Consider the following 6,520-nt stretch of genomic DNA (forward strand, 5'->3'; position numbering starts at 1 on the left):
AACAGCATTCAGCAAAAAATCGATCGCGCCTATAGCTATTCATCACCAAGTCCTTAATCAGAGGAAAGTATGAGCAATCAACAACTAAAAGATGATATTGAAAAAATTGTTTTAGCGCTGGGTGACGTTATTCCTGCGCTTGAAAGTCTTGCTGACGATGCTCGCGACAACATCGACAAAAAGCTTGAGGGTAGTCTTGTTGATATTGACCATAAAATCAGTGAGTTAAGTAACGCTATTTATCAACTTCAAAACGCAGTAGATTGCAGTAACATTTTCATCACCACCGCAAAAGATGACGCCATAGATCATCTGCAAAAAGGAATTACCGAGCTTATTGAAACTGATATTAAGGGGTCGTTTGCGGGAGGGGGCGGAATCCTACGCTAAGGCTTTGGCCAGCGATATTCTCCGGTGAGATTGATGTGTTCCCATCCGAGCGGCGAAACATGGGCCAAGAGATCGGGCGATAGCAGCTTTCCATCGCGTTTCTGGTTTGCAACGACCTCGCCGAGCTTCATGGTGTTCCAGAAGATGATGATGGCGGCGAGCAGATTCATGCCGGCGATGCGGTAATGCTGGCCTTCGGCGGAACGGTCGCGGATTTCACCGCGGCGGTGGAAGCTGATTGCCCGCTTCAGCGCATGATGAGCTTCGCCTTTGTTGAGCCCGATCTGGGCACGCCGTTGGAGTTCGGCATCCAGAATCCAGTCGATCATGAACAGGGTGCGCTCGACGCGACCGACTTCCCGCAGGGCTGTCGCGAGCTCGTTCTGCCGCGGATAGGAGGCGAGTTTCCGCAGAATCTGGCTTGGCGCGACGGTCCCGGCAGCAATGGTGGCGGCGATGCGCAGGATGTCGGGCCAATTGCGCTCGATCATGGCTTGGTTGACCTTTCCGCCGATCAACGCTCGCAGGTGCGCCGGGGCGGCCGACGGATTGAACGCGTAGAGCCGTTTGGATGGCAGGTCGCGGATGCGCGGAGCGAACCGGTAGCCGAGAATGGCACATGCGGCAAAGACGTGATCGGTGAAGCCGCCCGTGTCGGTGAACTGCTCGCGGATATGGCGTCCAGCATCGTTCATCAGCAGGCCATCGAGGATGTAAGGCGCTTCGCTTGCCGTTGCAGGAATCACCTGGGTTGCGAACGGCGCATATTGGTCGGAGACGTGGCTATAGGCTTTCAGGCCCGGGGTATTGCCATATTTCGCGTTGACCAGGTTCATGGCCTCACCTTGCTCTGTAGCGACGAAGAACTGTCCGTCGCTCGAAGCCGACGTGCCCATGCCCCAGAACCGGGCCATGGGTAACGCTGCCTGTGCCTCGACCACCATGGCCAGCGCCCGGTCATAGGCTTCGCCCTCGACATGCCACCGTCCAATGCGGATCAATTCCCAGAAGGTGTGGGTGTTTGTCGCATCCGCCATTTTGCGCAAGCCGAGGTTGATCCCTTCCGCCAAGATAACGTTCATTAGCCCGATCCGGTCAGCGCAGGGTGCTCCTGTGCGCAGATGGGTGAACGCTTCGGTGAAGCCGGTCGCCGCATCCACCTCCAGCAGGAGATCGGTGATGCGCGTGGGCGGGATCTGCTTGTAGAGATCGAGCACCAGATCTTCGGCGCCTGTCGGCGCGGCGGCTTCGAGTTTCTCGATATGCAGAACGCCGTTTTCAATCGACCCGCCCGGGATCGTGCCTGCGCGAGCGGCACGGCCAAGCTCGCGCAACCGCATGTCGAGGCGAGCTTGCCGGTCTGCCAGCCATTCCTCCGGCCGCAATGGCACAGCGAGACGACCGCCTTCCGCGATGGATTGTGCCGGAACGAGTGCGTGTTTCAGATCGCCATAGCGCCGGGACCTAGTAAGCCAGACATCTCCGGAGCGGAACGCATGGCCTTGTCGCAAATTCTTCAGGTTAACTCGATGTTGACCATGGGGAGAGAAGTTGCCGCTCCTGATATTGCGGAGCGAGCCGATGATTTTGAATACCATTGCCGAAAAGCTGAAGCGCCAGTCGAAGGATGATTTCAAGGGCAGGCATTTCGAGGCCTGGCTGATTGTACAGGCGGTTGCCTGGTACTTGCGCTACCCGCTCAGCTATCGTGACTTGGAAGAGATGTTTCGCGAGCGGGGCTTCGAGGTCGATCATAGCACGATCAACCGCTGGGTATTGGCTTATGCACCTGTCATCGAGAAACGGCTGCGGCAGTTTCGTCGACCCCATTGCGGCTCGGTCCGGATTGATGAGACCTATGTCAAGATCCGCGGCAAATGGCGCTATCTGTACCGAGCCATCGATAAGCATGGCAATCCGGTGGATTTCCTGCTGACCGCTAAGCGCGATCTCGACGCTGCCAAGCGGTTCTTCCGAAAGATGCTTAAAGATGAACCCTTGTTGTCGCCGAACAGGATTGGGACGGACGGGGCCAACACCTTCCCGTCAACGATCAAAACGTCGGTTGATGATGGGCTTCTCCATCCCGATCCCGTGCATTATGTGACCAAACATCTCCAGCAGGGGATTGAGAGCGACCATTTCCGGGTGAAGAAGAACATGCCGAAGATCGGCGGTTTCCAATCCTTTAACACGGCGCGGCGAACCATCGCGGGTTTCGAGGCGATGCTGTGGCTGCGGAAGGGCTTTGGCTTTTCAGGCGGCTGGACCGTCAATGACCAGAATGATTTGCTTGCGCGCCTCTTCGGACTGCAAAAGGTTAACAAAGCATGAAAATACCGGCCTTGGCTGGGTGATAGCTGCCTCCAAAAGTGTTTGCGACACGCCCGGAACAATTCAGCCACTGCACCCATGTTCCGAGTTGGTGTGGTTTGCGGATCGTATGCCGGCATCTCGTTGCGCAAGATCTGCACCCAATCGGCAGGCACGGGCGGCGATCTCCAATCTGCGGGATCAGTCAGATCACCCGAGTGCGTGGGCATGACAATCGTGCCCTGGGGACCAACACAATCCAGAAGGGCCTGAATCACTGCGACCGGCCCTCCCGCGACCCAGCCGAGCGAGCTTAGCGAACTGTGGACGAGAACTGTGCCACCAAGCGTAAGGCCGTTCTCTCGCATTTGCCTTGCTAGGCTCGCGCGAGTTGCTGGCTGAGGCGTTCTCGAAATCAGCTCTTGTTCGGTCGGCATCTACTCTATTCCTTTGCCCTCGGACGAGTGCTGGGGCGTCGGTTTCCACTATCGGCGAGTACTTCTACACAGCCATCGGTCCAGACGGCCGCGCTTCTGCGGGCGATTTGTGTACGCCCGACAGTCCCGGCTCCGGATCGGACGATTGCGTCGCATCGACCCTGCGCCCAAGCTGCATCATCGAAATTGCCGTCAACCAAGCTCTGATAGAGTTGGTCAAGACCAATGCGGAGCATATACGCCCGGAGCCGCGGCGATCCTGCAAGCTCCGGATGCCTCTGCTCGAAGTAGCGCGTCTGCTGCTCCATACAAGCCAACCACGGCCTCCAGAAGAAGATGTTGGCGACCTCGTATTGGGAATCCCCGAACATCGCCTCGCTCCAGTCAATGACCGCTGTTATGCGGCCATTGTCCGTCAGGACATTGTTGGAGCCGAAATCCGCGTGCACGAGGTGCCGGACTTCGGGGCAGTCCTCGGCCCAAAGCATCAGCTCATCGAGAGCCTGCGCGACGGACGCACTGACGGTGTCGTCCATCACAGTTTGCCAGTGATACACATGGGGATCAGCAATCGCGCATATGAAATCACGCCATGTAGTGTATTGACCGATTCCTTGCGGTCCGAATGGGCCGAACCCGCTCGTCTGGCTAAGATCGGCCGCAGCGATCGCATCCATGGCCTCCGCGACCGGCTGCAGAACAGCGGGCAGTTCGGTTTCAGGCAGGTCTTGCAACGTGACACCCTGTGCACGGCGGGAGATGCAATAGGTCAGGCTCTCGCTGAATTCCCCAATGTCAAGCACTTCCGGAATCGGGAGCGCGGCCGATGCAAAGTGCCGATAAACATAACGATCTTTGTAGAAACCATCGGCGCAGCTATTTACCCGCAGGACATATCCACGCCCTCCTACATCGAAGCTGAAAGCACGAGATTCTTCGCCCTCCGAGAGCTGCATCAGGTCGGAGACGCTGTCGAACTTTTCGATCAGAAACTTCTCGACAGACGTCGCGGTGAGTTCAGGCTTTTTCATATCTCATTGCCCCCGGACGAGCGTCTGCTCCGCCATTCGCCGTCCGCCGTGCCAATCGGATCAGCCGTCCAAATGCGGGATTTTCGTTAGTCGGAGGCCAAACGGCATTGAGCGTCAGCATATCATCAGCGAGCTGAAGAAAGACAATCCCCGATCCGCTCCACGTGTTGCCCCAGCAATCAGCGCGACCTTGCCCCTCCAACGTCATCTCGTTCTCCGCTCATGAGCTCAGCCAATCGACTGGCGAGCGGCATCGCATTCTTCGCATCCCGCCTCTGGCGGATGCAGGAAGATCAACGGATCTCGGCCCAGTTGACCCAGGGCTGTCGCCACAATGTCGCGGGAGCGGATCAACCGAGCAAAGGCATGACCGACTGGACCTTCCTTCTGAAGGCTCTTCTCCTTGAGCCACCTGTCCGCCAAGGCAAAGCGCTCACAGCAGTGGTCATTCTCGAGATAATCGACGCGTACCAACTTGCCATCCTGAAGAATGGTGCAGTGTCTCGGCACCCCATAGGGAACCTTTGCCATCAACTCGGCAAGATGCAGCGTCGTGTTGGCATCGTGTCCCACGCCGAGGAGAAGTACCTGCCCATCGAGTTCATGGACACGGGCGACCGGGCTTGCAGGCGAGTGAGGTGGCAGGGGCAATGGATCAGAGATGATCTGCTCTGCCTGTGGCCCCGCTGCCGCAAAGGCAAATGGATGGGCGCTGCGCTTTACATTTGGCAGGCGCCAGAATGTGTCAGAGACAACTCCAAGGTCCGGTGTAACGGGCGACGTGGCAGGATCGAACGGCTCGTCGTCCAGACCTGACCACGAGGGCATGACGAGCGTCCCTCCCGGACCCAGCGCAGCACGCAGGGCCTCGATCAGTCCAAGTGGCCCATCTTCGAGGGGCCGGACGCTACGGAAGGAGCTGTGGACCAGCAGCACACCGCCGGGGGTAACCCCAAGGTTGAGAAGCTGACCGATGAGCTCGGCTTTTCGCCATTCGTATTGCACGACATTGCACTCCACCGCTGATGACATCAGTCGATCATAGCACGATCAACGGCACTGTTGCAAATAGTCGGTGGTGATAAACTTATCATCCCCTTTTGCTGATGGAGCTGCACATGAACCCATTCAAAGGCCGGCATTTTCAGCGTGACATCATTCTGTGGGCCGTACGCTGGTACTGCAAATACGGCATCAGTTACCGTGAGCTGCAGGAGATGCTGGCTGAACGCGGAGTGAATGTCGATCACTCCACGATTTACCGCTGGGTTCAGCGTTATGCGCCTGAAATGGAAAAACGGCTGCGCTGGTACTGGCGTAACCCTTCCGATCTTTGCCCGTGGCACATGGATGAAACCTACGTGAAGGTCAATGGCCGCTGGGCGTATCTGTACCGGGCCGTCGACAGCCGGGGCCGCACTGTCGATTTTTATCTCTCCTCCCGTCGTAACAGCAAAGCTGCATACCGGTTTCTGGGTAAAATCCTCAACAACGTGAAGAAGTGGCAGATCCCACGATTCATCAACACGGATAAAGCGCCCGCCTATGGTCGCGCGCTTGCTCTGCTCAAACGCGAAGGCCGGTGCCCGTCTGACGTTGAACACCGACAGATTAAGTACCGGAACAACGTGATTGAATGCGATCATGGCAAACTGAAACGGATAATCAACGCCACGCTGGGATTTAAATCCATGAAGACGGCTTACGCCACCATCAAAGGTATTGAGGTGATGCGTGCACTACGCAAAGGCCAGGCCTCAGCATTTTATTATGGTGATCCCCTGGGCGAAATGCGCCTGGTAAGCAGAGTTTTTGAAATGTAAGGCCTTTGAATAAGACAAAAGGCTGCCTCATCGCTAACTTTGCAACAGTGCCCGCTCAGATCGACACCACGACTGCGTCCGGTCGCATGGTGTTCGGAATCTTCGCCACCTTGGCCGAGTTCGAGCGGGATCTGATCCGAGAGCGCACCATGGCGGGTCTCGCCTCCGCGAGAGCGCGCGGTCGCAAGGGCGGACGAAAATTCGCGCTCACCAAAGCTCAGGTGCGTCTCGCGCAAGCCGCCATGGCCCAGCGCGATACTTCAGTTTCCGATCTCTGCAAGGAACTCGGCATCGAGCGCGTCACTCTCTACCGATATGTCGGTCCCAAAGGCGAGCTCAGAGACCATGGAAAGCATGTTCTCGGACTTACGTAGCAACTCGTTTCTTTTCGCAGGTTGAGCCACCTCCGCGCTTCATCAGAAAACTGAAGGAACCTCCATTGAATCGAACTAATATTTTTTTTGGTGAATCGCATTCTGACTGGTTGCCTGTCAGAGGCGGAGAATCTGGTGATTTTGTTTTTCGA

Annotated in this window: 7 protein-coding genes and 3 pseudogenes; 5 read left to right on the plus strand and 5 right to left on the minus strand. The window is 56.9% G+C overall.

Going from position 1 to position 6,520, the window contains the following annotated elements:
- Window positions 1–69 precede the first annotated feature (69 nt).
- A complete protein-coding gene (locus tag HF322_RS11375) occupies window positions 70–390 on the plus strand; it encodes a hypothetical protein (RefSeq protein ID WP_169393561.1) in 321 nt (106 codons plus the stop codon).
- On the opposite strand, the pseudogene HF322_RS11380 reads toward HF322_RS11375, so the two are convergent.
- Window positions 387–1,886: pseudogene (locus HF322_RS11380) on the minus strand (Tn3 family transposase); the annotation flags it as partial. The gene HF322_RS11375 and the pseudogene HF322_RS11380 sit on opposite strands and share 4 nt — an antisense overlap.
- 85 nt (window positions 1,887–1,971) lie before the next feature.
- Between HF322_RS11380 and HF322_RS11385 the strand changes: the two are divergent.
- Entirely contained in the window at window positions 1,972–2,724 is a 753-nt protein-coding gene (locus tag HF322_RS11385) for an IS6 family transposase (protein WP_000602738.1), read from the plus strand.
- Window positions 2,725–2,786: 62 nt separating this feature from the next.
- Here HF322_RS11385 and HF322_RS11795 read toward each other — a convergent pair.
- The 4 genes and pseudogenes from HF322_RS11795 to aac(3)-IVa form a co-directional block, all read right to left on the minus strand.
- Window positions 2,787–3,140 (minus strand): annotated as a pseudogene (locus HF322_RS11795) (AAC(3) family N-acetyltransferase); the annotation flags it as partial.
- Window positions 3,141–3,145: 5 nt separating this feature from the next.
- Complete coding sequence (gene aph(4)-Ia, locus HF322_RS11395) at window positions 3,146–4,171, minus strand: aminoglycoside O-phosphotransferase APH(4)-Ia (protein WP_169393562.1); 1,026 nt, start codon at window positions 4,169–4,171, stop codon at window positions 3,146–3,148.
- Window positions 4,158–4,379 carry a hypothetical protein gene (locus HF322_RS11400; protein ID WP_000171321.1) on the minus strand — a complete coding sequence of 74 codons (222 nt, stop codon included), beginning with the start codon at window positions 4,377–4,379 and terminating at the stop codon, window positions 4,158–4,160. Before HF322_RS11400 ends, aph(4)-Ia begins: the two co-directional genes overlap by 14 nt.
- 20 nt (window positions 4,380–4,399) lie before the next feature.
- Entirely contained in the window at window positions 4,400–5,176 is a 777-nt protein-coding gene (gene aac(3)-IVa / locus HF322_RS11405; protein ID WP_001199192.1) for an aminoglycoside N-acetyltransferase AAC(3)-IVa, read from the minus strand.
- Window positions 5,177–5,289: 113 nt separating this feature from the next.
- On the opposite strand from aac(3)-IVa, the gene HF322_RS11410 reads away from it, so the two are divergent.
- From HF322_RS11410 to HF322_RS11420, 3 genes and pseudogenes are all read left to right on the plus strand, one after another.
- Window positions 5,290–5,994: an IS6-like element IS26 family transposase gene (locus HF322_RS11410; protein WP_001067858.1), complete on the plus strand. Its 705-nt coding sequence runs from the start codon at window positions 5,290–5,292 to the stop codon at window positions 5,992–5,994.
- A gap of 5 nt (window positions 5,995–5,999) precedes the next feature.
- Entirely contained in the window at window positions 6,000–6,368 is a 369-nt protein-coding gene (locus HF322_RS11415; RefSeq protein ID WP_012360778.1) for a recombinase family protein, read from the plus strand.
- Between the two features lie 65 nt (window positions 6,369–6,433).
- Window positions 6,434–6,520 (plus strand): annotated as a pseudogene (locus HF322_RS11420) (APH(3'') family aminoglycoside O-phosphotransferase); the annotation flags it as partial.

This window comes from Psychrobacter sp. MF31 (assembly GCF_012847335.1).
Lineage (GTDB): Bacteria > Pseudomonadota > Gammaproteobacteria > Pseudomonadales > Moraxellaceae > Psychrobacter.